Source organism: Klebsiella oxytoca, assembly GCF_009707385.1.
Classification (GTDB): Bacteria; Pseudomonadota; Gammaproteobacteria; order Enterobacterales; family Enterobacteriaceae; genus Klebsiella; species Klebsiella oxytoca_C.
In genome coordinates, this window is the sequence record NZ_CP046115.1 from 2,840,448 (window position 1) to 2,866,504 (window position 26,057).

General features: G+C 54.1%; 26 protein-coding genes. 9 read left to right on the top strand and 17 right to left on the bottom strand.

What is annotated here, in order from left to right; all coding sequences use genetic code 11:
* Positions 1–74 precede the first annotated feature (74 nt).
* Together GJ746_RS13175 and GJ746_RS13180 are read left to right on the top strand one after the other, a co-directional pair.
* Positions 75–284, top strand: coding sequence for a YdgH/BhsA/McbA-like domain containing protein (locus GJ746_RS13175; RefSeq protein ID WP_154680610.1), 210 nt, complete (start codon positions 75–77; stop codon positions 282–284).
* A 73-nt stretch (positions 285–357) separates the two neighbouring features.
* Entirely contained in the window at positions 358–546 is a 189-nt protein-coding gene (locus GJ746_RS13180; protein WP_154680611.1) for a hypothetical protein, read from the top strand.
* 41 nt (positions 547–587) lie between these two features.
* Here GJ746_RS13180 and GJ746_RS13185 read toward each other — a convergent pair whose 3' ends face one another.
* Positions 588–863 carry a VF530 family DNA-binding protein gene (locus GJ746_RS13185; RefSeq protein ID WP_154680612.1) on the bottom strand — a complete coding sequence of 92 codons (276 nt, stop codon included), beginning with the start codon at positions 861–863 and terminating at the stop codon, positions 588–590.
* Positions 864–1,130: 267 nt separating this feature from the next.
* Between GJ746_RS13185 and GJ746_RS13190 the strand changes: the two genes are divergently transcribed.
* Genes GJ746_RS13190 through GJ746_RS13205 form a run of 4 tightly spaced genes read left to right on the top strand, consistent with a single transcriptional unit; the run spans position 1,131 to position 4,440 of the window.
* The gene (locus tag GJ746_RS13190; RefSeq protein ID WP_154680613.1) at positions 1,131–2,159 is read left to right on the top strand and encodes an isopenicillin N synthase family dioxygenase; all 1,029 of its coding nucleotides are present in this window, start codon (positions 1,131–1,133) and stop codon (positions 2,157–2,159) included.
* Positions 2,160–2,189: 30 nt separating this feature from the next.
* Entirely contained in the window at positions 2,190–2,996 is an 807-nt protein-coding gene (locus GJ746_RS13195) for a MetQ/NlpA family ABC transporter substrate-binding protein (protein WP_154680614.1), read from the top strand.
* Positions 2,993–3,784, top strand: coding sequence for a methionine ABC transporter ATP-binding protein (locus GJ746_RS13200; RefSeq protein WP_154680615.1), 792 nt, complete (start codon positions 2,993–2,995; stop codon positions 3,782–3,784). The genes GJ746_RS13195 and GJ746_RS13200 overlap by 4 nt, the downstream gene beginning before the upstream one ends.
* Positions 3,781–4,440 (top strand): methionine ABC transporter permease, encoded by a 660-nt coding sequence (locus GJ746_RS13205; protein WP_195908863.1) that lies wholly within the window; start codon positions 3,781–3,783, stop codon positions 4,438–4,440. Before GJ746_RS13200 ends, GJ746_RS13205 begins: the two co-directional genes overlap by 4 nt.
* 33 nt (positions 4,441–4,473) lie before the next feature.
* Here the strand turns inward: GJ746_RS13205 and GJ746_RS13210 are convergent, their stop codons facing one another.
* Positions 4,474–5,520 (bottom strand): NAD(P)H-dependent flavin oxidoreductase, encoded by a 1,047-nt coding sequence (locus GJ746_RS13210; protein WP_154680617.1) that lies wholly within the window; start codon positions 5,518–5,520, stop codon positions 4,474–4,476.
* Between the two features lie 91 nt (positions 5,521–5,611).
* On the opposite strand from GJ746_RS13210, the gene GJ746_RS13215 reads away from it, so the two are divergent.
* Positions 5,612–6,448: a LysR family transcriptional regulator gene (locus GJ746_RS13215; RefSeq protein WP_154680618.1), complete on the top strand. Its 837-nt coding sequence runs from the start codon at positions 5,612–5,614 to the stop codon at positions 6,446–6,448.
* On the opposite strand, the gene GJ746_RS13220 is transcribed toward GJ746_RS13215, so the two are convergent.
* From GJ746_RS13220 to GJ746_RS13260, 9 genes are all read right to left on the bottom strand, one after another.
* Entirely contained in the window at positions 6,431–7,618 is a 1,188-nt protein-coding gene (locus GJ746_RS13220; protein WP_154680619.1) for a YbfB/YjiJ family MFS transporter, read from the bottom strand. The genes GJ746_RS13215 and GJ746_RS13220 overlap by 18 nt on opposite strands.
* Positions 7,619–7,919: 301 nt before the next feature.
* A complete protein-coding gene (locus GJ746_RS13225) occupies positions 7,920–9,266 on the bottom strand; it encodes an MFS transporter (protein ID WP_154680620.1) in 1,347 nt (448 codons plus the stop codon).
* Between the two features lie 46 nt (positions 9,267–9,312).
* The gene (locus GJ746_RS13230; protein ID WP_154680621.1) at positions 9,313–10,179 is read right to left on the bottom strand and encodes a sugar phosphate isomerase/epimerase family protein; all 867 of its coding nucleotides are present in this window, start codon (positions 10,177–10,179) and stop codon (positions 9,313–9,315) included.
* A gap of 12 nt (positions 10,180–10,191) precedes the next feature.
* The gene (locus GJ746_RS13235; protein WP_154680622.1) at positions 10,192–11,268 is read right to left on the bottom strand and encodes a Gfo/Idh/MocA family protein; all 1,077 of its coding nucleotides are present in this window, start codon (positions 11,266–11,268) and stop codon (positions 10,192–10,194) included.
* 318 nt (positions 11,269–11,586) lie between these two features.
* Complete coding sequence (locus GJ746_RS13240; protein WP_154680623.1) at positions 11,587–12,108, bottom strand: hypothetical protein; 522 nt, start codon at positions 12,106–12,108, stop codon at positions 11,587–11,589.
* A 21-nt stretch (positions 12,109–12,129) separates the two neighbouring features.
* Positions 12,130–13,185, bottom strand: coding sequence for a fimbrial protein (locus GJ746_RS13245; protein WP_154680624.1), 1,056 nt, complete (start codon positions 13,183–13,185; stop codon positions 12,130–12,132).
* A 13-nt stretch (positions 13,186–13,198) separates the two neighbouring features.
* Positions 13,199–15,697, bottom strand: coding sequence for a fimbria/pilus outer membrane usher protein (locus tag GJ746_RS13250; RefSeq protein WP_154680625.1), 2,499 nt, complete (start codon positions 15,695–15,697; stop codon positions 13,199–13,201).
* 35 nt (positions 15,698–15,732) lie between these two features.
* A complete protein-coding gene (locus GJ746_RS13255) occupies positions 15,733–16,446 on the bottom strand; it encodes a molecular chaperone (RefSeq protein ID WP_154680626.1) in 714 nt (237 codons plus the stop codon).
* 54 nt (positions 16,447–16,500) lie between these two features.
* On the bottom strand, positions 16,501–17,052 hold the full coding sequence (locus GJ746_RS13260) for a fimbrial protein (RefSeq protein ID WP_154680627.1): 552 nt from the start codon (positions 17,050–17,052) through the stop codon (positions 16,501–16,503).
* Positions 17,053–17,773: 721 nt separating this feature from the next.
* Between GJ746_RS13260 and GJ746_RS13265 the strand changes: the two genes are divergently transcribed.
* Positions 17,774–18,163 (top strand): VOC family protein, encoded by a 390-nt coding sequence (locus GJ746_RS13265; protein ID WP_154680628.1) that lies wholly within the window; start codon positions 17,774–17,776, stop codon positions 18,161–18,163.
* A gap of 98 nt (positions 18,164–18,261) precedes the next feature.
* Here the strand turns inward: GJ746_RS13265 and GJ746_RS13270 are convergent, their stop codons facing one another.
* Positions 18,262–18,702 (bottom strand): VOC family protein, encoded by a 441-nt coding sequence (locus GJ746_RS13270; protein ID WP_154680629.1) that lies wholly within the window; start codon positions 18,700–18,702, stop codon positions 18,262–18,264.
* A 323-nt stretch (positions 18,703–19,025) separates the two neighbouring features.
* Here GJ746_RS13270 and GJ746_RS13275 point away from each other — a divergent pair, with 323 nt between their 5' ends.
* Positions 19,026–19,316, top strand: a complete 291-nt coding sequence (locus GJ746_RS13275; protein ID WP_154680630.1) for a hypothetical protein — start codon at positions 19,026–19,028, stop codon at positions 19,314–19,316.
* Positions 19,317–19,355: 39 nt separating this feature from the next.
* On the opposite strand, the gene GJ746_RS13280 is transcribed toward GJ746_RS13275, so the two are convergent.
* The 5 genes from GJ746_RS13280 to GJ746_RS13300 all read right to left on the bottom strand — a co-directional run bounded on the left by GJ746_RS13280 (position 19,356) and on the right by GJ746_RS13300 (position 26,056).
* The gene (locus tag GJ746_RS13280) at positions 19,356–22,469 is read right to left on the bottom strand and encodes an efflux RND transporter permease subunit (RefSeq protein WP_154680631.1); all 3,114 of its coding nucleotides are present in this window, start codon (positions 22,467–22,469) and stop codon (positions 19,356–19,358) included.
* Positions 22,466–23,935, bottom strand: a complete 1,470-nt coding sequence (locus GJ746_RS13285) for an efflux RND transporter periplasmic adaptor subunit (RefSeq protein WP_154680632.1) — start codon at positions 23,933–23,935, stop codon at positions 22,466–22,468. The genes GJ746_RS13280 and GJ746_RS13285 overlap by 4 nt, the downstream gene beginning before the upstream one ends.
* On the bottom strand, positions 23,935–25,182 hold the full coding sequence (locus GJ746_RS13290; protein WP_154680633.1) for a TolC family protein: 1,248 nt from the start codon (positions 25,180–25,182) through the stop codon (positions 23,935–23,937). The genes GJ746_RS13285 and GJ746_RS13290 overlap by 1 nt, the downstream gene beginning before the upstream one ends.
* Positions 25,183–25,195: 13 nt before the next feature.
* Positions 25,196–25,564, bottom strand: a complete 369-nt coding sequence (locus GJ746_RS13295) for a copper-binding protein (RefSeq protein ID WP_154680634.1) — start codon at positions 25,562–25,564, stop codon at positions 25,196–25,198.
* Positions 25,565–25,636: 72 nt separating this feature from the next.
* Entirely contained in the window at positions 25,637–26,056 is a 420-nt protein-coding gene (locus GJ746_RS13300; RefSeq protein WP_154680635.1) for a hypothetical protein, read from the bottom strand.
* Position 26,057: the final 1 nt, after the last annotated feature.

The following is a 26,057-nucleotide window of genomic DNA, read 5'->3' on the forward strand; positions in this document are numbered from 1 at the left end:
CATGGTCGGCCTATTATTTATCACATCGAAGCAACATCGCTTCAACACTGATAAAACACAAAAGGAATACGACCATGAAATCCATCAAAACTTTCGTTGCAGTTGCCGCCCTTTCAATGATCTCTTTCGGTACTTTTGCCCAGAGCATCAGCGCCAGCGCTTCAACGCTGGACCGCGCGGAAGCCAAAATTGCCGCGCAGGCTGCAGAACAAGGCGCTTCTTACAAAATCACCAGCGCTCAGTTCAATAACCGCGTGTATATGACCGCTGAATTAACAAAATAAATACACTCGACGTCATTGCCGGGCCGCCAAAAAACAGGCGACAGCGACAACACGATGCAATAAGGAACGGATCATGAAAAATATCGGCGTAGTCACCGCACTGCTTTTGGCCGCTACACTATCGTCCGGCGCGATGGCCGCAGAGAATAGCTTTGCGCGCCCGGAGGCAGGTTCAAATATCGATACCTCTGTGCACCAGAACCATATCGATGTGAGCCATGCGTTCGACAAAGAAACCCTGACGGCGGGTAATCTTCAGTAAACCACAGCAAAAGGAGCGTGCGGAAATATCCGCTGCGCTCCTTATTTTTTCTGCCAGTTCGCCCACGGACTCTCCGTCGGGGCATCCGTAATAGCTGACTTCACATCCGCCAGCGAATCGATATACAACTCCTCCACCTCTTTGCGCGCCCACGGCGTACGGCGTAAAAACTTCAGGCTCGACTTAATACTCGGGTCGCTTTTAAAACAATTGATATTGATACGTTTTGCCAGCTCGGCCCAGCCATATTGCGCCACCAGCGCGTTCAGCAGCGCTTCCAGCGTAATGCCGTGCAGAGGATCGTTCGGGTGCTCCATTGCGTCTCTACCTGAATGTAAATTTTGCCCACCATACTGACTCCCGACGCCATGTGCAACCGGCCCGCCTCCCCTTATCCAAAATTCGCAAAAGCACTGAACCCTGCACAGTCATAAATTAGAAAAGAACGTTATTGGTTGATTATTTTCGCTTGAGGCAAGCTGACTGCAACCACCTGACTGAGGAATCGATCATGCGCTGTTGTTGTCCCCGAACCCTAAGCTTCTATACACGAAAATACCTGCATGCCATCTTCGGAGAAGACAATGAACGCGACAACCTTACCAATACTGGATCTTGCCCGCTACGCGGACCCCGCTGAAAAAGCGGCGTTTCTTGCCGACCTGCGCCACGCTGCGCGAGATATCGGTTTCTTTTATCTCATCAACCACGGCGTTGATGAGACGCTTCAGCAGGAAGTGCAGCGGCAGTCCCGCGCTTTTTTTGCCCTCCCCGATGAACAAAAGCAGAAGGTGGCGATGATCCACTCTCCGCATTTTCGCGGCTACAACCGCGCCGCTTCGGAATTAACCCGCGGCCAGCCCGACTGGCGCGAACAGTTTGACATCGGCGCCGAGCGTCCGGCCTTGTCGCTTAGCGAAAGCGCTCCGCGCTGGCAGCGTCTGCAGGGGCCTAATTTGTGGCCTGAATCTCTTCCAGCGCTTAAATCGACATTGTTGGCCTGGCAATGGCAGATGACCCAGGTCGGGATCGCCCTGCTGCGCGCCTTTGCCGAAGCGCTGCGCCTGCCGCGGGATGCTTTTGATGGCCTGTATGGCGATAAACCTAACGAACATATCAAGCTGATCCGTTATCCGGGCCAGCAGGAGACCCAGAGCGCCCAGGGCGTTGGCGCGCACAAGGACTCCGGTTTTCTCAGCTTCCTGTTGCAGGACGAGCAGAAAGGATTGCAGGTCGAAGTGTCCCCGGACCGCTGGATTGACGCGACTCCGCTGGCCGGAAGCTTTGTGGTGAATATTGGCGAACTGCTTGAGCTGGCGACCAACGGCTATCTGCGCGCGACGGTGCACAGAGTGGTTTCGCCGCCCGCCGAACAGCAGCGACTGTCGATAGCCTTTTTCCTCGGCGCGCAGCTCGACGCCATGGTCCCCGTCTACACGCTGCCCGACGAGCTGGCCCGCGAAGCCCTCGGACCGGATAGCGACCCGCAGAATCCGCTGCTGCGCGAAGTGGGCTGGAATTACCTGAAAGGGCGTCTGCGCTCGCATCCTGATGTCGCTGAACGCTACTACCAGGATGTTTTTCGCGAACGCGCCGAGCAATTGATCGTTTAAACATAACAACAAACGCAAGGAATTAAGATAATGAAATATGCCGCATTTAAACTGGCAGGGGTCGCACTGTCTCTCTCTCTGGCATGGACTTCCGCCCAGGCCGCCGCGCTGCGCGTTGCCGCGGACCCGGTGCCGCACGCCGAAATTCTTAACTATATTAAGAAGATCGATCCCAGCCTCGATCTGAAAGTTGTCGAATTAACCAGCGGCGTTAACGCCAACGAGCTGCTGGCCAACGGCGATGTCGATGCCAACTATTTCCAGCATGTGCCCTACCTGAAAGATCAGGAGAAAGCGCTGGGTAAGACCTTTGCCGTCGCGGCTACCGTGCATATTGAACCCCTGGGGATCTACTCGCACAAATATAAAGATTTTAAATCGCTGCCCGAAAACGCCACCGTGGCGGTACCGAATAACACCACCAACCTGAGCCGCGCGCTGTTCCTGTTGCAAAATCAGGGACTGATTAAGCTGGCGGCGAAATTCACCGACCCGGCGACCACCCTGGCAACGCCGAAAGATATCGTGGAAAACCCAAAGCACCTTAAAATTCTTGAAATTGAATCACCGCAGATTCCACGCTCGCTGGACGATGTCGATCTGGCGGTGATCAACGGCAACTACGCGCTGGAAGCCGGGCTGGTTCCGGCAAAAGACGCGCTGGGCCTGGAAAGCTCTGCCAACAATCCGTACGCCAATATTCTGGTCACCACCCCGGAGCTGGCGAACGATCCGCGTATCAAGGCGCTGGCGAAGGATCTGACTTCGCCGCAGGTCGCCGAATTTATCCGTAAACAGTATAACGGCTCGGTGATCCCGGTTGCCCCTCAGTCATGATTGAGATTGTCGGGCTGAGTAAGACTTATGCCGGAACAGGCCGACCGGCGCTAAACGATGTCTCTCTGCAGGTGCCGAGAGGAGCCGTTTACGGCATCCTTGGCCGCAGCGGTGCGGGCAAAAGTACGCTGATACGCTGCCTGAATTTGCTGGAGCGGCCCACTACGGGCCGCATTATTGTCAACGGGAACGATATTACCCGGATGGATAAAACCGCGCTGCGCGAGTACCGGCTACGTACCGGCATGATCTTTCAGCACTTTAATTTACTTCACGCCCGCAGCGTCGCCGACAACGTGGCGGTGCCGCTGGAAATCGCCAAAGTGCCGAAAACCGCCCGACAGGCGCGGGTTGCGGAGCTGCTGGAGCTGGTGGGACTGGCGGACAAAGCCGCCGCCTTTCCGTCCCAGCTTTCCGGCGGGCAAAAACAGCGCGTGGGAATCGCCCGCGCGCTGGCCGCGCACCCGGACGTTCTGCTGTGCGATGAGGCCACCAGCGCGCTCGATCCCGAGACCACGGCCTCAGTGCTCGGCCTGCTGGCGGACATTAATCAAAAGCTGAACCTCACCATCGTGCTGATTACCCATGAACTCGAGGTAGTGAAAACCCTTTGCGATCACGCGGCGCTGCTGGAGCACGGTGAAATTATTGAAAGCGGCAGAATTGCCGATCTGCTGGCGGCGCCGTGGTCGCAGCTGCGCCAGTCGCTGCTCCACGACCCGCAGGCGGAGCGGGATTTTCTCGCGCGCCACGGATTTCACGGGAGGCCGTTATGCACAGTAGCATGAGTTGGGAAGATCTCTGGCCGCTGTTGCTACAGGGCACGACGGATACCGTCTATATGGTCAGCCTGGCGGCGCTGTTTACCGTGCTGCTCGGGCTGCCCACCGGTGTACTACTGTTTGTTTCACGACGCGATGGCCTGGCGCCAATGCCGAAGCTCAACGCGATCTTAGGCGCGGTTATCAACTTTGGCCGTTCGCTGCCGTTTATCGTTTTACTGATTGCGCTGATCCCTTTCACCCGCCTGATTATCGGCACCACGCTCGGCAGTACCGCCGCGGTGGTGCCGATCACTATCGGCGCTTTTCCCTTCTTCGCGCGTCTCACCGAGAACGCGCTGGATGAAGTGGATTATGGGCGTATCGAGGCGATTTTATCGATGGGCGGCAATGTCTGGCACGTAATCTTTAAATCACTACTGCCGGAAGCCCTGCCGACGCTGCTGGCCGGCGTCACGCTGACGATCGTCATGCTGATCGGCTTCTCTTCGATGGCGGGAGTCATTGGTGGCGGCGGACTCGGCGACCTCGCTATTCGCTATGGCTATCAGCGCTTTAATAACGAGGTGATGGTCGGTACGGTGCTGATTCTGGTCGCTCTCGTGCAGGGCGTACAGATGGCGGGCGATCGTCTGGTACGCAGCCTCGCCCACCGGCGTTAGCATAACGGGCGGATGGCTGCGCGCCATCCGCGACTAAAACCCGCTTTCGTTCACCAGAATTTGTATCAGTTCCGCCGCCGGAAGCTCGCGAATCAGGTTCACTCCCTGCCCGGCCCAGTGAGCGCCATACCGATGGTCTCCCCGCGCTTTTGCCGCTGCGGCCAGCGCTTTCCCGGCATCGTAAGCCACCGGATAGGCCGGAACGAGATGCGGCTCGTTTATCTCTCGCCAGCCGTTAACAATGCATCTCGCCGGACGCCCGGAAATCGCTGAGGTTAAAATGGTCTGTCCGTCAGGGCTGCCTTTTATGGCCTCGCGGTAGCCGGTATCCGCCGCCGATTCCGGACACAGGAGGAACGCCGTTCCCAGCTGTACGCCATCGGCGCCGATGGCCATCATGCTGTTAATTCCGGCCCCATCCATAATGCCGCCTGCGGCGATAACGGGGATATCAACGCGCCGTTTGAGCACCTGAACCAGGGTAAAGGTGCTCATCTGCCCATCGAACGCCTGTGGGTCAAACATACCGCGATGGCCGCCGGCCTCGTAGCCCTGAGCCACCACCATATCAATCCCCTGCGCCGCAACCAGTAGCGCCTCTTCGACGCTGGTGGCGCTCGCCAGGGTAACGATGCCCTTTTCACGCAGACGGAAAACGACTTCCCGATCCGGAACGCCAAAGTGAAAGCTCACCGCCGCCGGAATAAGATCGAGTAGCAGCTCAACCATTTGTGGCTGCTGCTGAAAGCTGAGGTAAATTTCCGCCAGCGTTTCCGGCGGATGGCTGTCGAAACGCGCAAATTCAGGGCCCAGCCGCGCCAGCCACTGCGCTTCACGCTGCGGGTTTCTCATCGCCGGGAGGTGGCAAAACAGATTGACGTTAAACGGATGAGTCGTTAAGCCACGGGTTCGCTTAATCAACGCTTCAGCCTGCGCCACGGTGGACGAGCCCAGCCCCAGCGAGCCAAGCGCGCCGGCTTCGCTGACCGCCGCCGCCAGCTCTGGCGTCGAAACGCCCGCCATCGGCGCCTGGATAAGTGGATAATCAATATCAAGCTGCTGCGTAAGCCGGTTGCTCATATTTGCCCTGTCAGAATTTGTGCGTGCGGACCAATAAAATCTCTTTTAGAGATGATAAGATCAACATTATTTTCAAATTAAGAATAAAAATATGAACCACACCACATTACAGATTTTCCGGACGGTGGCGGAAACGCAGAGCGTTACCCGGGCGGCGAAGCTGCTGGGCCGGGCGCAGTCCAATATCACCACCCGCATTCACCAGCTGGAAGAAGAGCTCGGCGTTGAGCTGTTTGCCCGCAGCAATAAGAAGATGCTGCTGTCTCCCGCCGGAGAGAATTTTTTGGGCTATGCGCTGAAAATCCTCAGCCTGGCCGAGGAGGCGCGACAGGCGCTCCATCCGGCGAAACCGGGCGGCATTTTACGAATGGGAGCGATGGAGGCCACCGCCGCCAGCCGCCTCCCCCAGCTGCTTCCCCGGTTTCATGCCCAATGCCCGGAAGTCAGTCTCACCCTCATCACCCAGCCAACCCGCCAGCTTACTCATCAGGTTCTGAACGCCGCGCTCGATTGTGCGCTGGTGAGCCTGCCAGAGAACGCCAGCACGCCCGATAATCTTGCCTGGGTGCCGATCTTTCAAGAACAGCTGGTAATGGTGCTTCCCGACGACCGGCGGCGCTTGCGCTTCGCCGCCTTTGCCGATGGCTGTACTTACCGGACGCTGGGGGAGGCGTTTCTGGCGCAGTCCGGGGACGCTGAGATTGAAATCCAGGACGTCAATTCCTACCATTCGATGCTCGCCTGCGTCACCTCCGGCGGCTACGCCGGTATTTTACCGCAGAGCGTGCTCGACACCCTGACGCTGCCTGCAGCGTACCAGCTGCGGCCAGCAGGCCAGGCGCTGACGCAGCTTATCTGGCGCAAGGATTATGCCTCTCCCGCCCTCGAACAAATGCGTCAGCTTCTTGAATCAGCCGCCGATCTTTGAGCGCCGCCGCGCGCCTGTCGCTACCAGCGCAGCGGCGGCCAGCAGCGCGATTGCCGCCGCGCCGAGCGAAGGATTAAACGAACCGCTGCGAGCATACAGCGCCCCGGCGACCAGCGGGCCGACAATTTGCCCGATACCGTAGGTTGCGGTCATTGCGGCAATCATATTAAACGAAACCAAATGGTTCAGCCGCCGTCCCTGCGACAGCGCGATAGTTACCGTGCCCAGGAAGGTAAAGCCCACCAGCAGCGCGCTCAATATACAAAACGGTAACGAATGACTCCACGCCGGGAGAATCACGCCAACGGCCTGAATCAGCAAATTAAGGGTGAAGGCGCGACGGTAGCCTGCTTTCATCACCAGCCGATGCCAGATAAAACAGGACGGTACCGCGGCAAGCCCGAAAATAGCCCAGATTTGCACCGGATCGATGGCGTTCAGCGATCCGCTGAGAAATAGCGGCAGATAGGTGGCGGTAATAATGTAGCCAAAGCCGGCCAGACCATAAATCAGTAGCAGTTTCCATGCCTCACGCGGCTTATCTTCGGTCTGCTGGTGGTGTAGATTATCGGAAGCTTTATACGCGATGAGATAATCAGCCGGGCTCAGCAACAGGCGCAGAGCAAGTAAAAAAAGCACGCCTGCGCTTACCGCGCATATCAGCCATATTTGCTGGCTGGAGAGCGCAAGCGCCTTACCCAGTGAGATAAACTCCGCCGACAAAAATATTCCCATACCGACGCCAGAAAACAGCACCGGCGCGCCGTTATGATGCTTCATATGCTGCAACAGCCACAGGGAGGCGGCAATCAACGTGACCGCGCTTAGCAGCCCGGCAATACCGCGTACCACGATGATGGCCAGCGGTGAAACCAGGAAGGCAAGCAAGGCCAGGCAGAGCAGCGTCAACAGTACGGAAAGCAGATTTAAAAATCGGGCGTCTGAAGGCCTGGCTTTCGTCAGCAGCAGCGCGCCGGCGAGATAGCCGGCATAGTTTGCCGAAGCAGCAATATTACCTTCACGTAGCGATAGCACCTGTTCATCGATCATCAGCGGCAGGATCCCGGTATAGGCAAAACGGCCATAGCCCATTCCCGCTATCAGCACCACTGAACCGGCCAGCGCCAGGAGAAAGGCCTTTAACTCCGGCCTTCTTTGCAAAACGTTCACCCTCACCTCCTTTTATGCTCTTTTTATTATATTTCTACTTAAAGCAGCGCTGTGCAGCAGCGCCTGGCGAGAAACTTTACGGGAAGCAGTCAGCAATGCTTCGCTGAAGGACGAAGTATGGAGTGAAGCGCAGGTCGGAGATCATGGGCCGGGATATTTTAGCGCTTGGTTAAAGCTCAAATAGTCGCGTATTGATAAAAAAGGCGGGATTCGCTTCAGAAGAAAACCACAGTAATAAGGGGCGTCAGTCACGCCCCTTTGCTACGGCTAGCCGGAAATAACTCCGCAAATCCTGGCAAGATTAACTGGCCTGGGCCTCTTCAACTTTTTTACCGCTTCCCGGCAGTTGGATCGTGTCGAGTTTTCTGATGATGAAGATATGGGACAACGCGCCGAGTACGGAAACAAAGGAGATATAGTACATCGCGTAAGCGAAACTGTTCGTTGTCTGCAGGATAACGCCCATGATGATAGGAGTTGCGATCCCCGCAAGGTTGCCGGAAACGTTAAAGAATCCCCCTACGGTACCGATGACTTTCGATGGGACAATATCGCTTAAGATAACCCAGCCAATATTCGAGAAAGCGTTGGCAAAAAAAGCAAATGACAGAATCGCAATCGCAATAACCGGCTTGTCCTCAAAGAAATTGACAAAGCACATCGTGCCCGCCAGTCCCAACCCAAGAATAGCCGGAAGCTTACGCGATACCGTGCGGGAAATACCTCTTTTCATCAGCGCATCGCTGACAAAACCGCTGCACAGCAGGCCGAGCATCGCCATCATATAGGGGAAGGCTGCGCCAATACCCGCTTTGGAGATAGACAAATTCAGACCTTTCTCCAGATATACAATGAACCATGTCAGAAAGAAATAAAGCGTTGAGTTCATTGCAAACTGAGCAATAAACAGCCCCCAGATATTACGCTGCTTTAAAACATGGGCCACATCGCTCCATTCAACTTTTTCATTCACGACTTTTTTATCAGCAGACATCTGGCCCAGGCCACCGCCCTTGCGGATATGCTCAAGCTCTGCGGCATTGGTCGCTTTGTTGTCCAGCGGGTCACGGTATTTGAACAGCCAGTAGGTTCCAAAAACGATCCCTACGCCGCCGGAGGCATAGAACGACATCTCCCAACCGTAGTTGGCAACAATAAACGCCAGCACAGGAGTGAGCAGAGCCAATCCGATATACTGGGCGCAGGCATATACCGCCGTGGCGCTGGCTCGCTCCTGGGTTGGAAACCATGTTGAAATAATCTTGGCATTGGCCGGAAATGAGGGGGCTTCAGCAATACCGATAAGGGCACGACACAGCAAAAGAAACGCAAATGATGCCGCAGCGGTAGTGAAAAGGTGGTGCGACGCCAGCCCCATTAAACAGGTGAAAATACTCCAGATAATAACCGCAGCGCCGTAGAGCTTTCTCACGCCGATACGGTCAAGAATATAGCCCACCGGAATTTGGCTTAGCACATAGGTCCAGGTGAACATGGAGAATAATAGCCCTAAGTGCGCCGGAGAGAGGTCAAACTCCCCCTGAATACTGGTTCCTGCTACCGACAGATTCGCCCTGTCCATATAGTTAATCGCAGTGACAATAAATAGCAGTAGTAGAACAAAAAATCTTGATCTTGTTGCTTTCATTTGTGCTTCCTTAGATATTACAAGACGCCGGTGCGTTGACCGGCAATCAGATCCTATTAATTTCCATTACTTTTTTAGTTGTTTTCCATGCCGAGGAAATAACCCATTCTGCGGGCTTTTGCCAATATTCCGGCCTGAATATTTCCACAGAGATAATACCGTCGTAACCCACCTCTTTTAAATTCTGAAGAAAGTTATTGATATTTATTACTCCGGCATCGCAGAAACATCTTTTTTCCTGCGTGGCCGGTGCGCCATCCGTGTCGTCACAATTATTAATATGCACACAGAATATCTTTTTAGGGTCTATCTGCTTAATGACCGAAAAATCATTCAGCTGCTCATACAGATACAGGTTGTAAGCATCCAGCACCAGGCCGACATTCTCTCTGTTGACCTCCTGAATGATTTTCCATGCCTGCTCTACGCTACGCACTGAACTGCGGTTAAAGCCCACAATTTCAAAGCAGAGCCGAACATGATAGGCCTCAGCAATTGCGCCCAGCTTATTCAGAATTCTGACGCAGTTCTCATGTGTTTGTTGCTCGGTACCGTTATAGGGGCCCCCGTTGGGGTCGCGTTGTAGTGGCGGAACGATAATGAAATCCTGTGAGCCAATCTCTTTGGCTATCTCAAGACCCCATTTAAAATCGTCAAGCAACTGAGCATCTTTAATGCTGTCAGGTTCGAGGAACAACTCATCCCAGGTATACAACGCATTGAACGCGTGGGGTTTAATTCTCTTACCCGCCAGGAGCGCTTTTAAATCATCAATACTGTTCTTCGCAAAATACTCCTTGAGCTTATCAAGTCTGAACTCGATAAAATCAAATCCCTGAGCTTCACAAAGCTGCACATCTTTTTCCAGCGTTGAACAGTGCATTGATGTCGCCTGATTAAAACCAGTCTTCATGCGTGCCTCAGATCATAAAGGAAATTTTATGGGCTGCCCGCTTTCGGTACTCCGGTATATAGCTTCAATAAGCTCGACGGTTTTTCTGCCGGCCATCCCGTCAATGAGTGAAGGTTTCCCGGTGATAATGGAATTAATGAAGTCGTCAATCTGTACCTGATGGTAGTAGTACATTGAATCCTGACTATTGAAAAAATCACGATCTTCGCTTTGCCACTGCGCGAGCTGTTCAGCCTCCTGTGGAATAGTCCAGATATCGTTATAGGGCGGTTCGGTAATTGACGAAACACCGGCAATAAACATGGCTCCCCCGTCGGTTTGTACACCTACCGTTGAACCGTTTTCACCATGAATATGCACTTTTCCATAGAGCGCAGGATTCTGTGAGTTGCTCACCAGGACGTTGCCAATACCGCCGTTTTTAAATTTAATGACGGCGACAGCCGTATCTTCCACTTCAATATACGGATGATTAAGGTTACGCCAGAGACCATAAACTTCTTCAATGTCGCCCATATACCAGAGCAGAAGATCAATCTGATGAGGAGCCTGGTTAACCAGAACGCCGCCACCTTCACCTTCCCAGGTACCACGCCAGGGATCGCTCTCGTAATAAGATTTATCGCGCCAGCCCAGCATATTTACGGTGCCTAAAACCGGACGCCCCAGTTTACCGCTATCTATAGCCTGCTTTATTCTCATGCATGGCCGATAAAAACGACGCTGGCAGACAGTTCCCACTTTAACGTTATTTTCAGCCGCCGCTTTCAATATCGCATCGCAATCTTTCAGATTACTGGCCAACGGTTTCTCAACCAGGATATGACAACCATTCTGCGCAGCTTCAATAGCCACCGCCGCATGAACCGGGTGCGGCGTACAGATACTGACTACATCGATTTTTTCGCTTTTTATCATCTCCGCGATATCGTCGTATGCCCTGACGCCATACTCACTGGCGAAAGCTTCCGCACGCCTGATATCACGGTCAAACACGGCGCAAAATAGCGAGTTTTCCAGCTGAGCAAAGCCTCTGGCATGGAAATGCCCCACTTTTCCGCACCCTATAATTGCTGTTCTTAATGCCATTTTTCCTCCTTAGTTACCGGTAACATTTGCTGGCAAAAAATTTTCGTCAGCGTTCAAATCAGGGGTGTTTGTTATCGGTAACAATGAAACATATTAAGCGTGCAATAACTACAGGCGGCGGCAGGATTATTATTAATTTATGAGAATTATCACAATCATCATAAATTCAGACAAAAACTCCATTCTTACTTATTTTTACGCTTGACTAGCGTCTGCGATGAATACAAACCCGCGGCTGCCAGACGCTGACCCAGCGTTAATGCAGATAGCCATAGCAGCGGCCGCTGGCAATTACTGCCCCCGGATAAAATGCTGCCATTAATCCGCACTCACATGAAAAAAATTGGGGTGACTCCGGCTCATATAGGTAATCCACCAGAGAAACCAGCGACGATTTGGAATACTCATCTTTTGCGTGAAGGTATAAACTTTTCGGCGCAGGCGCTTTTCCTGAATATTGAGCTGCCGGGCAGCTATTCGATAATTATTGCTTTCGGATAGCGCATCGAAAACGCGTTGATCATCTGTTTTCAAACCCTGTATGAAATGGCAAAACTCACAGGTATCCTGCTGACGGCTGCTGCGATAAAAATTCAACTTTTTAATAATAGTTTCAAGAGAGTCATCGAGGCTGATATGGCGCTTCAGAAAAATATTCTCCGCCGGAGGTGAAACACCTATAACGATATATTTACGCGTTAAGTGGCAACAGCATTCTGACTGTAAACGCATCGCCGGTAGATAAACAAATGCTCTGCCACGGAAATACTTATCAAGTTTGCGTTCCATAAATTTCAGACCAATCAGTACCAGCGGGCTTACTTCCCTTTCTGTCTGCATATTACCTTCCTGGAAAAGTGGTTATTTATACTGAACGGTATACAGAAGTTTGCTGTTTGCCTGACCCGCGGTGACGTTGCTTTCAGTCTGGATATAACGCGCATAGAGCGGGATCTTAATTGTATTTGCTGCCGCTTTATTTTCATCTATCCATGCCAGAGAAGACCATTCCTGTTCAGACTGAGTACGGGAAATCTGCACCCCAAGCCCTGAGGCGCCGCCGCTGTCCAGCGCCATAATGCCTCGGGAACTGTCAATAAAGCCATTAACGGAATCCAGTGATACCGAATAATAATTATCTGGTCTGGTGGTAGTAGTAATATTGCCTGTAATAAAGAACTCTGAAACGTTGTTATAGGCATTGCGGAAAACCGTATCGCAGGTCAGAACAATACTGGCATCGACCCACGGCGTCGCCGAAGTGCCAGTGAAATCGCCGGTAGTATACTCGCCCAGCCAGATATCTTTATCCTGTGCGCTACAGCTGGGTACCACATAACTCACGGTGCCGCTGAACGTCATTTTAGTAATCTGCACCGCGCTGCTGTTAAAAACACCGCTGCTGGATTCAGTGGCGTAAAAACTCACAACCGGCAGCGTCGATGCATCTAAAACTCCGCTAACCGTTGCGTTATTTAATTTTATCAAGTTCATATCGACTTGAGGAACTAATACTACCCCGGCATTTGTTGATTCAACCTGCATACCGTTTGATTTTACATTAGTATAATAAACTCCAAGCCCTTCAATATTGGTTTTATAAACAGGAGAACCATCAATAAAAACACCGGTAGTACCGGATGTATTTTCAATTTTATAAGTCCAGTAAATAGTGCCGGTAGCGCATTTCACCGCTGCGCTGTCAAAGTACTTCTTCACGCTTAATAAAACATTATTGTTATGTACGTTTGGCGATATACGGCTAATGGGTAATGGATACGTTTGCAGCACTGGCGGGAGTGGCGTACTGGTTATTATGCAGGCCGCTTTGGCATCCGTAGTAACAGAAAAAAAGAAACCCAGCCCCGAAAGTACACTGACCGACAGGCTATTTTTTTTGCTAATTTTAAATAACATATAATCTATTCCCTCAAGGATATTCACAACGTAGAGAGATCTCTTCCAGCACCGCCGCTTTTGCTTGCGCCAGGGCATAAGGCAGTCGACAGGACTTTCCATCGGCACGAACGGTTAATACTCCACTCACCTGCTCCACCCGAGCATAGATTTGTCCACCCTGGCCCACATACCCCACCGCGCGTCCGGCAGCATCATGGACCTCCGTACCGAAAGGCAGCGAAGGGGTTGCCCCTGTCACGGTAATCAATAACGGATACCCCTGACGTGCCCGATAGCTGACCTTCACTACCGCGCCGTCAAGCGGTGCGACTTTTTGCGAGGTGCTATCCAGTTCCACGCCGCTGGCGGTGCCCTTAGGATCGAGTCGAATATCGTTCAGCTGATAGGGGCTGAGATACGGCACCGCCGCATAGCCCCGGCTATCAACCTGAATGCCGCTATAGCCATTGACGCCAGCGCCCTCGGCGCCTTTAGCCTCTACCAGAGCGAAGGTATCGCCCTGATACGGACTCAGCGTGACACCACCGCTGTGGCCGATTAGGGTTCCGCTTACCCCACCAGACACGCTACGGTAATTTCGCCCGCTGCCGAGCGCCGCATTGAGCGACGCAAAATTCGCCTGATATTGAGCACTCGCGGCCGCGCTGCTGCCTATCCCCTGGCTGCTTGTCGTGCCGGACAGGCCATAGCTAAAGCGATTATCTTCGCCCAGGGAGCCATTAATACCGGTTCGCACGCTATTCTCACCATGACGGGTATGGTCATAGCTAAGTCGGGCGACTGGAGCCCGCCGGGCGCTGCCTAACGGGAAACTGAGGTTAACGGAAAGGGTGTCCTGGGAACGACCATAGGCGCTCCAGCTGCGACCAGCGTTTACCCCATAGCTGAATCGACCATAGTTGCTGCTGTAGCCAAACTGATACTGTTTGTCGGTACCACTGGCGTTCCAGTAGTTCTGTACCGATGAACTCAGGTAAAACTGGCCCCACCCGTCCGGCAATCCCTGACTGGCCGTCAGCGTATAGCGGCTTTTGTTGCGGCGGACGCTATCAGCGCGCTCCCCCTGAAAAATCGCCTCCCGCGTCTGCATCGCAGTCAGATAGTCCATATATCCGCTGGTGGAGAAACGGTAGGCTGCCAGTGAAAAATTACTGGCCGTTTCGCTGATATTTTTGCTGTAGCTGAGCCGATAGCTCTCGCCGCTGCGCGTCTCGTCTCCCTGGCCGCGATTCGCTAACTCCGTGCGGGCATGGGTTACATCAGCGCTCACCGCACCTGCGGGGGTCGCAATACCGATCCCGCCCTGGCCCGCCCGATAGCGATCGCTGGCCTGTATTCCGCCATAAACCGTAAGCCAGTTGGTTAGGCCCTGCTGCCAGGTCCCCTGCCAGAGTGAAGGATCGGCGGGCAGCGAGCGGTTATTGAGTTCGCCAATCGCCAGTTCATACCGCGACTGTCCCGGACGTAATAGCTGCGTGACGGAAGCAAATGGCACCTGAAAATGCTGTTCGCTCCCGTCAGCCTCATAAACGGTTACGTGCAGATCGCCGCCATAGCCGGTGGGATAGAGATCGTCTATCACAAATGCCCCAGGGCTGACGGTAGTTTCATAAATCAGGCTGCCGTTTTGGCGGACAGCTACCCGGGCGCTGGTCCGGGCAATTCCGCGAATTTCCGGCGCGTAGCCGCGACGGGAGAGCGGCTCCATACGCTCATCGCTCTCCAGCTTTAAGCCTGAAAACGCCAGCGTGTCGAAAAGCTGTCCCGAAGTGTTAATTTGGCCGAAAGAGACACGCCCCTTCAGAGAAGGAAGGTCGCGCTGAATATAGGTATTCTGCGTCTGATAACGGCTGCCGCCATGGTTATCCCGGCTCCAGTTGCCGTTGTGACGCAGATACCAGCTGCTAACGTTAATGCCGCCATTAATGCTGGCATAGAGACTGTCATGGCTATAGCCGTTGTTGTCACTGCTATATGCGCTAACGCTATAGCCCAGTAGCGCTGCGGGAATACCGCTGTCCCACAAAGCGGACGGAACCGTGTCCCGGGCGCTGCGATTTTCCCAGATCTGCGGCACCTTGATACTGAGCGTCTGCGCGTTACTGTCCGTGGTTACCGTCGCCCCGGGGATTAGCGCCGACAGATCGTTACACTCGCCACCCTCAGCGCTCCACGCCCTGTCAGACAGCATATTGTGGCGAAGCGGCAGCTGAGTAATCAGTTCAGAGGTCAGACAAGGTGTAGAACCAGTCCCTTCGGCGACATAAAGGACATCCTGGTTCACTATCGGCTGTTCGTTGAACAGTATCCGCAGACGGTGCGTTCCGGGTGACAGGCTGGCGCCATGAGTAAAACGCGTTAAATCTGGCGCAGGCCCCTTGCCCAGACGCAGGAATGAAGGGTCAAAATTAATTTCAGCGTTTTCTTCAGCCGCAGCGTTAAGCGCAAGGGCAGATAATACAGAAACGGACAGCAGCGCCGCTTTACCGGGCAGTGCAATTCCCTGCATGATGACTTCTCCAGGACAGACAGATATCGAACGAGCTACTTAACGGTAAAATTCTGTGAACGAATGGCACCGTAATCATCAATCCATTCGGCCTGTACCGTGCTCCCCCGGGAGGCTTTCACGTGAGGGAAAGTACGGTGACTGAACGGGTCGACCATATCCACATCCATGGTCTTTCCTCCCACGGTGATGGTCGCGAGTGAAATAAAGTACGGCGTTGGATTAATCGCTTTCAGCCCCTGTTCCGTGACGGACCAGCCCAGCGCCTGCGGCGCACCGGCTGCGCCCTCTCTCAGCGCAGCGGGACGCCAGAACAACTTGATGCGCGAGCGCACCGCCAGCTGCAAATAGTTTTCATTTTTCATCTCGCTGCCGGGACGCCCGGGAATTTCCAGCACGTTAAGCCAGAACAGAGATTCACGATCCTGCGGCAGTGCAGATGTACTCACGCCGCTTATGCGTAAAGACTGGGCCTTGCCTGCATCAAGACGATTGATTGGCGGCGTTAAAATAAAGGGGGTGGTAATTTCATCCGGGGTCGCCCCGCTATCGCCGGAATCCAGCCAACTCTGAACCAGAACCGGGCGCTGGCCGTTATTACTAACCTGAACGGTAATTTCTTTTTCATTGCCGGGATATATCACACGAGTACCATTAATAACGACCCCGGCCTGAACCTGAAAAGAACACAATGAACTAATAAGACAAGCTGCCGCAACCGGCGAGAAAATAAGTTTCCTAACATCCATGTGATGTCTCCAGAAATAATCGGGAAGAGAATAAATTCCCTTCCCGGAGAAACATTACTTATAGATGAGGCTATAGGTCACCTGAGAGGCGACGGTACCGGCTACTGCGGCATCTTCAGCGTAATATTCCACGTAGTACGGAAGTGAAGCGGTACCTGAAGAGATATCAACATATCCAATAGCAGAGGGGGCAGACTGTACGGCATCACCGACATTAATCACGCTATTATTTTGGCCATCGCGCAGTTGCAGGGAAACATTCTCTGCACCGGTAGCATCAGTATTAATCAGACGACCGGTGGCGCTATCTACGGTATTACCACCTTCAAAAAAAGCTTTTGCCTGAGTTAATGCGCCAGTACAGCCGCTCAGCTCAAAGCTGAAACGAGTTTTACCATTTGTTTTAGTGGCGCCATCAAGCGTATTTGCGCTTACGGTTGGCAGCACTACTGCCGCATTTGCGCCAGCACCACCGATGTTGACATCACAGGTGGCGCCGGTAATCAGTCCACTGAAGCTCACAGTACCGGACTCGGCCGCCATGACGCCGCCTGAAACTAAGGCACAGGAAATGGCAGCAGAAAGAAAAACGCGTTTAATGCTCATAAAAAACTCCATTTATGAATAATGGTGGAAATTAAAAAAGGCACCAGGCCCATACTACACATTCAGGAAATAACCTGAGAGAAGTCATAGTCGTTTATATATTTCACCACGATTATCAGGCATCAATAAGCAGCACCGATCTACATGCGATATAATTTTCAAAACAAGTAAATTGCGTCATCTAATTAAAAAGCAATCTGCATCATTATTTTTCGCAAATGAGATCTAATAATTTTGTGCTACCTGTGAAATACGTGCAAAACGATACATACATCGAAACCAACGATCAATGACAAATATTTAATCGCTAACGCTTATCAATAAATATTAAATTGATCGCTGAAACCGTTCTTTTTGGTTATGGCAATAATATATCCATATGATTTACATGGATATGTTGTTTTCATTTTGCATGAAAACACCTTTCCTCAACATTAGAAACATTGTGTTACACGAGAAAAGTCCTATCTCACCTAAAACTCTCGTTTATGATTCGTTTAAGTTCAGCACAAAAAAAGAGCAGTTATTTTTATTTATCTGCGAAAATAAATAGCACGCTTTTTATATTCAACTGCAGGATATTGGTACAAAAAAGCGGTTATCGATGACCGGGAACAGAATTACGTGAAGAATATACGGGTTCGGAGAGCTCTTCACGACAAACGCCCGTCGCAAAACCGGATACAGTCATTCAGCCTAACGACTATCAATGCAGGTTTTTATGACAACTCACCAAATGCGCATCGCCAGACCGGTCACCGATCCTCTACTCAGTAGCAAAATGTACTGCGACGGGCTGGGCCTGGAACAAATTGCACAGTTTGTCGATCATGATGGCTTTAGCGGAGTTATGGTGGGCCGCCGCGATCTCGGCTGGCACCTTGAATTCACCCTCTGTCATCATCATCCGGTGACCCCCACCCCGAGCGAAGAAGATTTGCTGGTGCTCTATTACCCGCAAATCGCTGAATGGCAGGAACAGTGTGAGAGAATGCTGACCGCCGGTTTTTTGTCGGTCAGCGCATTTAATCCGTACTGGAACGTAAGCGGTAAAACGTTTATCGACCACGATGGCTATCGTGTGGTTCTGCAAAACAGAAGCTGGCCTTAAGCGCCTCTCCTCACCACCGGGAGAGGATATTTTAAGACGCCTCTCATCTGCGCCAGGAGGGGACTGCGATAGCCTTCCCGTCCCCTTTGCCCTTATGCTTAACCCTCACGCAGCCACGGGGTTACGGTAATTCCTGCCAGCAAACCTTCCGGGCTAAGCAGTCGCGTAACGGTTTGTCCCCATGGCTCCATCCGATTATCCACCAGCAGGCGATAGCCTCTGGCTTTCAGCACATCGGTTGCCGAGTCGATATCGCGCACTTCAAACTCGATCCATGCCTGAGGCACCGGCAAATAATCGGGCCAGATATCAGCGTCAAAACAGGAGCGTGCCGCCTGAGCCAGAGGCCACAGGGCAAAATGTTTGACCCCGTCGAGCGCACCATGTTCGGTCAGCAGATACTCTTCATTGCCGGGCATTGGTTTTAGCGGGAGACCCAGCGCAGCGGCATAAAATTCCCGGCTGGCTGCAGTGGACTGCGCGATCGGCCCAAAGCCCGCGATAAACAATACATCCATTCCGGCTAAATCGTATTCCATACTCTCTCCTGTCATTGTCCATGTTCAGTTAACCAATTTTATACTCTGTTGCGTACGCCTTGCCCAGCTACCTCTGCTCTCCCTGCGCTGGCGGCAGCTCTTGATTAGGCGGATTTACAGCTAACCTCAGCCGCATTCTTCAAGCGAGGTTTGACGCAAAATATTGGTAAAAAACTAATCAATATTTGACTGCAATTCGGCTTCCATGCCACCATCGCCCCGGCGTCCGGCAAGCGGCGCGATGGTGGTACGGGTGAATATCAGAGACCTCATATTTAAGGTTCATGCCCGTCCGCAACCTGATTCTGGCGGGATACAAAGACATGCACCAAAGTTTTAATCAGCGCGTACATTTCTATTACTGCATTCTGGTGGCGCTGAAAATACATGCAAAATCGAAGAAATCGGGCGGTGTTCGCGGGAAAAATAACTTCCTGCTAAAGTGGCTACGCAGAGCTCAGGACAACAATATATTCCACCCGGATATCACCAGCGAAATCGAATGGCTGCGCGGGAAAATCATTCAGGCCGGCTACGACACCGATCTCGAACCGATGCTGGATTTTGTCTATGCCACCGCTAAACGCGCGGAAGATCTCAAAAATACCGACTGAGTTTTACCCGAGCCGTCGGGCCCGGGTATTCAGTAAGTATTAACGCTTGTTGCGGTGCGTCAACAGGTAGACTGCCGGGATCACCAGCATCGACAGCAGCGGCGCGGTGATCATTCCGCCGATCATCGGCGCGGCAATACGCTGCATCACCTCTGAACCGGTGCCGCCGCCCCACATAATTGGCAACAGACCCGCCATAATCGTCGCGACGGTCATCACTTTCGGACGCACGCGCAGCACCGCCCCTTCATGAATCGCCTCGTTGAGAACCCGCTCATCCAGCTGTCCTCGGCGTTTGGCAATCGCCTGGTTTAAATAGAGCACCATGATGACCCCAAACTCCGCCGCCACGCCGGCGAGCGCAATAAAGCCAACGGCGGCAGCCACCGACAGGTTATAGTCCAGCAGCCAGAGCAGCCAGACGCCGCCTACCAGCGAAAACGGCAAAGTGCCCATAATCAACAGCGCGTCTTTAACCCCACTGAAGGTGACGTAAAGCAGAATAAAGATAATCAGCAGGGTGAACGGCAGTACGATTTTCAGCTTCGCCGTCGCGCGTTCCAGGTACTCATACTGCCCTGACCAAGTCAGTGAGATACCTTCCGGCAGCTTGACCTGTTTGTTGACTTCGCTCTGCATTTCATCAACCGCGGACTTCAGGTCGCGCCCGCGAATATCCACGTAGATCCAGTCAGACAGGCGCGCATTTTCGCTTTTAAGCATCGGCGGGCCGTCGGTAATGGCGATATCCGCCAGCTCGGACAGCGCCACCTGCGCCCCGCTGCTGGTCACCACCGGCAGTTCACGCAGCTTTTGCAGCGAATCGCGCATTTCGCGCGGATAGCGAACGCTTATCGGGTAGCGTTCGCGCCCCTCAATGGTTTCGCCAATGTTATCGCCGCCGACGACGCTGGCGACTACCGACTGCAGTTCCTTCACCGACACGCCGTAACGAGCGGCTTTCACCCGATCGATAGTGATATCAATATAGCGGCCGCCATCGAGACGTTCCGCCAGCGCCGACGTCACGCCCGGTACGTTACGCACGATACGTTCAATTTCCCCGGCGGTTTTTTCAATCTCCGCCAGATTGTTACCGTTCACTTTGATGCCGACCGGGCTTTTGATACCGGTCGCCAGCATATCCAGGCGGTTACGAATCGGCGGTACCCAGACGTTGGCAATCCCCGGCACTTTCACCGCATTGTCCAGTTCGCTGATAAGCTTATCCATGGTCATGCCGGGCCGCCATTGACTTTTCGGTTTGAACCTGATGGTGGTTTCCAGCATCGTCAGCGGTGCCGGGTCGGTGGCGCTCTCCGCCCGCCCGGCCTTACCGAACACGCTTTGTACTTCAGGGATGGTCTTAATCAGACGATCGGTCTGCTGCAGCAGACGTCCGGCTTCACGGCTGGAGATCCCTGGTAGCGTGGACGGCATATACAGCAGGTCGCCTTCGTCAATTTGCGGCAAAAATTCGCTGCCGAGCTGCGCCAGCGGCCACAGCGTGGCGACCAGCAGCAGGCCTGCCGCCGCCAACGTCGCCTTCGGCCACTGCAGAACCTTATCCAGCAGCGGTTCGTAGGCGCGAATCAGCCAGCGGTTAAGGGGATTGGCGGTTTCATCGGGAATTTTTCCGCGAATAAAGTAGCCCATCAGTACTGGAACCAGCGTAATTCCAAGACCAGCGGCCACCGCCATCGACCAGGTTTTGGTGAAGGCCAGCGGCGAGAACATCTTGCCTTCCTGCGCTTCAAGGGTGAAGACCGGGATAAACGACAGGGTGATAATCAGCAGGCTGCAAAACAGCGCGGGCCCCACTTCCGACGCCGCGTGCTGGGTTATCTGCCAGTAATCGGCGGAGGATGGCTGGCGCTCGGGATGCTCATGCCGCCACTGCTCCAGTACCTTGTGCATATTTTCAATCATCACGATCGCCGCATCGACCATCGCCCCGATGGCAATCGCAATCCCGCCGAGCGACATCATATTGGCGCTGACGCCCTGATAGTGCATCACGATAAAGGCGCCGAGGATACCCAGCGGCAGCGTGATCATCGCCACCAGCGCGCTGCGGAAGTGGAACAGAAATAGCGAGCAGACCACCGCAACGACGATAAACTCCTCAATAAGTTTATGACTCAGGGTTTCGACCGAGTTTTTTATCAGCTGCGAACGGTCATAGACCGGGACAATCTCTACCCCGGCGGGCAGACTTTTTTGCACTTCCGCCAGTTTGGTCTTCACCGCATTAATCGTGGTCAGGGCGTTTTTACCCGAGCGCATAATGATAATCCCACCCGCCACTTCTCCTTCGCCGTTCAGCTCGGCGACGCCGCGCCGGATTGCCGGGCCGCGTCGCACGCTGGCGACATCGGAAAGCAGTACCGGCACGCCGCTGCGCGCAGCGATAACGACCTGATTAAAGTCCTCAATAGACTTCAGGTAGCCGGTGGTGCGCACCATATATTCGGCTTCGCCCAGCTCAAGCACCGAGCCGCCCCCTTCCTGGTTAGCGCTCTGAATCGCGCTAATCACCTGTTCGTGAGTCACGTTCAGCGCCCGCAGCCGGTCAGGATTAAGGACAATCTGATACTCTTTCACCATCCCGCCGACGCTGGCGACCTCTGAAACATCCGCCACGGTTTTCAGTTCATATTTGAGGATCCAGTCCTGAATCGCCCGCAGGTCGCCGAGGCTATGCTGGCCGCTTTTATCAGTGAGCACATATTCAAACACCCAGCCGACGCCGGTGGCATCCGGGCCCAGCGAAGCTTTCGCCTCCGGCGGCAGGCTGCTCTGGATCTGACTCAGGTACTCCAGCACCCGGGAGCGCGCCCAGTAAGGGTCGGTATCGTCATCGAACAGTACGTAAACGTAGGAATCGCCGAACATGGAAAAGCCGCGCACGGTTTTTGCCCCCGGCACCGACAGCATGGTAGTGGTTAGCGGGTAGGTCACCTGATCTTCAACAATCTGCGGCGCTTTGCCCGGATAGCTCACGCGAATAATCACCTGGGTATCGGAGAGATCCGGCAGCGCATCGAGCGGCGCCTGCTGTATCGACCAGACGCCCCAGGCGGCCATAATTAGCGTTGCCAACAGCACCAGCAGGCGGTTGCGCAACGACCAGCGGATAACGGCGGCAATCATGGCTGCTCCTTAGCGCCGTTCATCGGCACTACAGAGGTGACGCGCGCCCCTTCGTCGGTCAGGACGAAACTAAACATGACCGACTCCCCGGGTCGCATTTGTTGCCGCTGCTGCGAGCTAATGGCGAAGTCCATGATCATTGCCGGCCACTTCAGCTCCGGGACCGGCTGATGCGCGATGGTCACCGCCTCATCGCTCACCGCCTTAATGACGCCATGGGCCGAGTAGCTTTTTATCTCTTCTTGCTGGCCGGCGATTTGCGGCAGCGCGCTGCGCAGGCTGGCTTCAGAGTCAATCAGGAACTGTCCAGAAGTCACCACCTTCTGGCCCTCTTCAAGCCCGGATTTAATCTCGACCAGGCCATTTTGCGTACGCCCTGCGACCACTTCAACCGGACGGAAATAGCCCGCACCGTCAGCAATCAGCACGCGATTGCTGGCACCCGTCGCGATCAGCGCCTCTTCCGGAATGGTCAGAACCGAATTCCTCTGGCCTGCCTCAGCCAGCTGCACGTTCAAATACATCCCTGGCCTGAGCTGATGCTGCGGATTATTCAGCACCACGCGGGCTTTTAGCGTACGAGTTGTCGCGTCGAGATCGGCAAGCAGCTCGCTGACGGTCCCCTGAAATTCGCTACCCGGCCAGCTGCTGGTGGTCGCCGTCACGGGACTGCCTACGTGCAGCAGGCTGGCCTGGCTTTGCGGATAATCAATCACTATCCATACCGGATCGAGGCTGGCCAGCTCGAACAGCGGCTGGGTAGCCGTCACCTGCGCGCCGGTACGCACGTCCAGCTTACTGACATAGCCGTCATGAGGGGCGCGCACCGTCATACGAGTTTGTGGTTTACCGCTACGCTCGACGCTGCGGATAATCGACTCCGGCATAAACTGCAGCTGCAGACGGGCGCGGGCGGCGGCGGTCAGCCCGCTATCGCCCAGCCCCCTCACCGCCAGATACTCCTGCTGCGCCGCCGCCCACTGCGGGAGCCATAGTTCTGCCAGCGCCTCATTCTTTTTCACAAATTGCTGAGAAGCGTTAACGTAAAGTTTCTCAATCAGGCCGTTGGCCAGCGCCGGAACCGTTTCTACTTGACGCTCGTCTGCGGCGACGGTGCCAAAAGCGCTGACCGTCTGCGCCAGCGTCTGCCGGGTGACCTCGGCGGTGCGTACGCCCAGATTTTGCTGCTGACGGGCGCTAATTTGTACGCCCCCGGCATCGTCGTTCGCGCCTTCATCGGCGTAGCGCGGCACCAGCTCCATATCCATAAACGGCGATTTTCCCGGTTTATCAAAACGGGTGCCGGGGACCATCGGATCGTACCAGTACAGCACTTTGCCGCCGGGTTCCGCCTGCGCTTCGCCAGCGGAGAGCGTCGATGCATGGCGCGTGCCCAGCCAGTATCCGCCCGCGGCGGCAAGGGCGACAGCCAGCACCACAAGGGAAAAAGCAGTTTTAAGCTTCATTATTTAACATCCTGTGGAATAAGGTAGCGAATGGCGACCCACGCGTCGGCGAGGGCTTTTTCAGCATTGTTGCGGGCAATTTCTCCGCTCAGCAGGTCGCGGCGGGCAGAGAGCAGCTCCGCCAGAGCAGAGCTGCCGGCACGATACTGGGCGTTGACGAGGCTCACCTTTTTGCGCAGCAGCGGCAGAACCTCGTCCTGCTGGCGGTCATAAATGGCTTTCGCGGCGTTATATTGCGAGATCAGCTGATACTGCTGCGCCTGATGCTCGCGCATCAATAACGTCAGCCGATCGTTAGCTTCATAGCTACGTGAAACATCGGCCGCGTGGTCTTTATCCTGACGTTTGCCCTGAAAAACGGGCATATCGACGGTAAACATGACCCCGACCATGTCGTCGTAATCATCCCCGCGCCTGGCGTAATAGACCTCGACGCCAACGTCCGGGATCGCCGCCACCGCCGACTGGCCTGATTTCGCTTTTGCCAGATCCGCCTCGCGCGCGGCCTGAATCACTTCCGGATGTAGCTTTATTCCCTCAATCAAGGCGGCTTCGTCGGCCGGCAAACGTTCAATTCGCGGCAGCGGTCCGGAGATATCCTCGACATCCTTACCGGTAAGCTGCATCAGACGCGCCTGAGCGACCTGAACATCGCGGCGGGCATTATCCTGTTCATTTTTCATGGCATTCAGCGCCAGCTGAACGTCAAGCACGCTGCCGGGACTGGCGCTGGCGCTGCTGATGCCCGCCGTCTGTACGCCGATGTGTCGGGAGGTTTCGCTAATCAACGCCTGTACCGAACGCAGCGATTTCTGCGCCACCGCCAGCGCCAGCCACGCCTGGGCGGTTTCCCGCTGTAATCGGGCGCGAATAACATCGGTACTGGCGGCTGTACGGCGCGCCTCGGCGGTTATCGAGTCGGCCTTACGTTCGCGCTTGGTGCTGCTGACATAGTCCTGCATCACGCCAACCCGTTGCATGGTCATTCCCTCGCGGGTCAGGCGTCTGGCGTTATTCCCACCCAGAGGGACGTTTTCGATACCAAATTTCAGCTTCGGATCGGGCAGCTGCATAGCGGAGTCCGCCATGTTTTTTAATGCATTAACCTGATGGTCGTTGGCGGAGAGCTCGGCAGAATAGCTTTCCGCAGCCGACAAGGCCTCAGCCAACGTTGTCGCCCAACCGTGGGTGGAAACCAGCGACAGCAAGAGCGGCAGCCCGCAGGCCGCCTTGTTTAAAATGTGCATAATGACTCCGGAGTTATTGCGCGGTTATAGAAACGAGCGCGTAGCCGGAATCCGTCTGGCGGAAGGTAAAATCGACCTTTTGCCCTACCGCCAGCTTTCTCTCCTGGTTATTACCGAGCGCAAAACTCATAGTCATCGCCGGCCAGCTCAGCCGGGCTATCGGATCGTGGGCAATTACGACAGCATTATCGCGCCAGGCCTTAATCACGCCGCTGGCCGAATAAAGCGTGGCGGAATCATCCGGCTGATTCATTTCCGGCATTGCTGCCATGCTGGACATATTATGGTGATGCATAGCGCCATCTTCAGCGCTGGCGTTAAATGAAGCGAAGGCAAAGGTCAGAAGGCTGGTAATAAGCAGAAAAATAGAGGTCGAACGCATAATAAAATCTCCGAAAAAAACATAAAGTCGCCCGCAAACCGGGCAGGTCTGATGAATGTTTTTAACGGCGTTTTATTCTCTGAAACGACAGAAGCGTATTTCAGCCGGCGGACCGGTGACCGGCGGCGTGTGCCAGTCCATACGTTCAGCGCAGTTCTCCTGCTGCGGGGAAACCACTAATAGCGTGGTTTCGGAAGGAAGCGCATTTAGCTGTAAAGAAGTAGATGGGTTCGGCTGCGCGGTATCCGGATCGCAGTGCTTCTCGCAGATTGCTTTCTGGCCGACGTTTTCCATACCGGGCATGCTCATCATGCCATCGACAATATGATGAATCTGGACCTGGGATGTAACCGGCTGCTGCTGGCCGCCGTGGTGCGCGGCAACGGCCAGCTGCAGGTTGAGCAGTAACCAACAGGCGACAACAAGCCCGGCGCGGATCCGCAAACGGCGCCGGGTGACTTGTTTAAAAAATGCCTGTAGTGACCGAGTCATA